Source organism: Aquipuribacter hungaricus, from assembly GCF_037860755.1.
GTDB classification, from domain to species: domain Bacteria; phylum Actinomycetota; class Actinomycetes; order Actinomycetales; family JBBAYJ01; genus Aquipuribacter; species Aquipuribacter hungaricus.
The window spans coordinates 1-2,055 of the sequence record NZ_JBBEOI010000384.1 but is presented as its reverse complement, the minus strand read 5'-3'; the positions used below and the strand labels follow the sequence as shown (position 1 = coordinate 2,055).

General features: G+C 80.0%; 2 protein-coding genes. Both read right to left on the bottom strand.

Features of this window, described 5'->3' with window-relative positions; translation table 11 throughout:
- On the bottom strand, positions 1 to 1,088 hold a 1,088-nt coding region (locus WCS02_RS19935), incomplete at its 3' end, for a glycosyltransferase family 4 protein (RefSeq protein ID WP_340296035.1).
- Positions 1,085 to 2,055, bottom strand: a 971-nt coding sequence (locus WCS02_RS19930; protein WP_340296033.1) for a phosphatidylinositol mannoside acyltransferase, incomplete at its 5' end; no start/stop codon positions are given. The genes WCS02_RS19935 and WCS02_RS19930, both read right to left, overlap by 4 nt.

Sequence of the window (2,055 nt, the reverse complement as noted above, 5' to 3'; positions counted from 1 at the left end):
CCGGCCGCCCCGCCCGGAGCACAGCCAGGGGGCCAGCCGGGACCGTCGCCGTCGAGCTCGGCGAGCACCGCGGCCGCCAGGGCCGCGGGGTCCCCGGGCGGCACCAGGCGGCCGTGCCCGCCGAGCACACCCCGGAACGCCGGCAGGTCGGAGGCCACCACGGGCACGCCGGCGGCGAGCGCCTCGACGAGGACGAGCCCGAAGCTCTCCCCGCCCCGGTGGGGGGCGACGAGCACGTCCGCCGCGGCCACCGTGCGGCGCTTGGTGTCCTCGTCGACGGCGCCCAGCAGGTGGACCCCGTGGCCCGGAGGGACCCGGAGGCCGTCGGCCGGTCCCACGACGAGCAGCCGGGCCGCCGGGCGGGCCGCACGCACCCGGGGCCACGCCCGCAGCAGGACGTCCAGGCCCTTACGGGGCTCCGCGCGGCCGAGCACGACGACGGTGCCCGCACCCGGCGGGGGCGCCGGCCGGTCACCGGGGACCGGCCACGCGGCGACGTCGACGGCGTTGGGCACGACGAGCGGCACCCGGCCGAGGTGGTCGACGAGGGTGCGGCGGGCGTGCTCGCTGACGGCGCTCAGCACGTCGACCCCGCGCAGCAGCCCGCCGACGTGCCCGGCGGCGGAGCGCAGGCTGCGGGAGCGGCCGGCCGGGCGCGGCGACATCGCGACGTGCACGGTGGCGACGACCGCAGGACCGGGCAGGCCGAGGTCGCGGTCGGCGGCCAGCCGGCGCAGGACGCTGTGCCCGACCCCCGGCGGGATCGGCTCGTGGACGTGGACGACGTCCAGCCCGGACAGCGCCCAGCGCGTCGCCCGCCGCCGGGACACGGGGTCCAGCGCGAGCCGGGCGGTCGAGCCGTTGGTGGGCAGCCCGAGCGCCGGGCCCGCGGTGACGACCCGGACGCCGTCGACGACCTCGCGGCGGGGCGCTCCCCGGGCCCGGGGAGCCAGGACCTGGACGTCCTCCCCCAGCGCGGCGCAGGCGCGCGCCAGGCCGAGCACCTGCTCCCGGACCCCGCCCGGCACGTCGAGGTCGTAGGGACAGACGAGCCCGACCCGCAGCGGACGGGCCCCGGGACCGCTCACCAGGGGGCCGGCTCCCGGCCGACGTCGGCGACGAACACCGCCTGCAGCATGTGCCAGTCGGCCGGGGAGGCGCGGATGCTCGTGGACAGGTCGTCGGCCAGCCGCTGGCTGGCCGCCTGCACGGCGGCGGGCGAGCCGTCCGGCACGTCGACGGGCGGGTGGAAGGTGATGACGGTCCCCCAGCCGGACGCCGACGCCGCCGTGCGCTCGTAGGTGATGCCGATGGCCAGCAGCAGCGCCCCGGTCCGCCCGGCCAGCACGGCCGGCCCGCCGGCGACCCGGGCCGGCTCGCCGAGCAGGTCGACGACGACGCCCCGGCCGGACAGGTCGCGGTCGGCCAGCAGCGGCACGAACACGCCGTCCCACAGCCGCTGCTCGAGCACGGCGGTGACGCCGGGCCCGTCGGCGGGCGCCCCGCCGGCGGGGTGGGCGAGAATCTCGATGCCGAGGGACTCCCGGAAGGCGAGGAAGCGCAGGAACACGCTCTCGGGGCGCAGCCGTTCGGCCACGGTCGTCACCGGTGCCAGCCGCTCGCGGGACCAGGCGCCGGCGTGGTCCCAGTTGCCCAGGTGCGCGAGCGCGCCGACCACCCCGCGCCCGGACGCCAGGGCCTCGCGGACCGGCCCGTCGCCCACGGTGCGCACGGGGCCGACGACGCGGGCGGTGTCCCAGTCGGGCAGCCGGAACGCGTCCACCCAGTACCGCAGGTAGGACCGGACCGCCTCCCCCGTCAGCCGGCGCAGCTCGTCGGGCCCGGCGCCTGGGACGGCACGGGCGAGGTTGTCGCGCAGCCGGCGCACCCCGCGCCCGCCGCGGCGGGTGACCCGGTCGGCCACCCGGTCCCCCAGGGCGTAGGCGGTCCGCTCGGGCAGCCACCGCACGCCCCGCCACGCGGCGCCGTAGGCCGCCGCGACGAGCCCGTCCCGCAGCCGGGCGGGGACGCTGCCAGGGGTCACCAAGTCGGAGG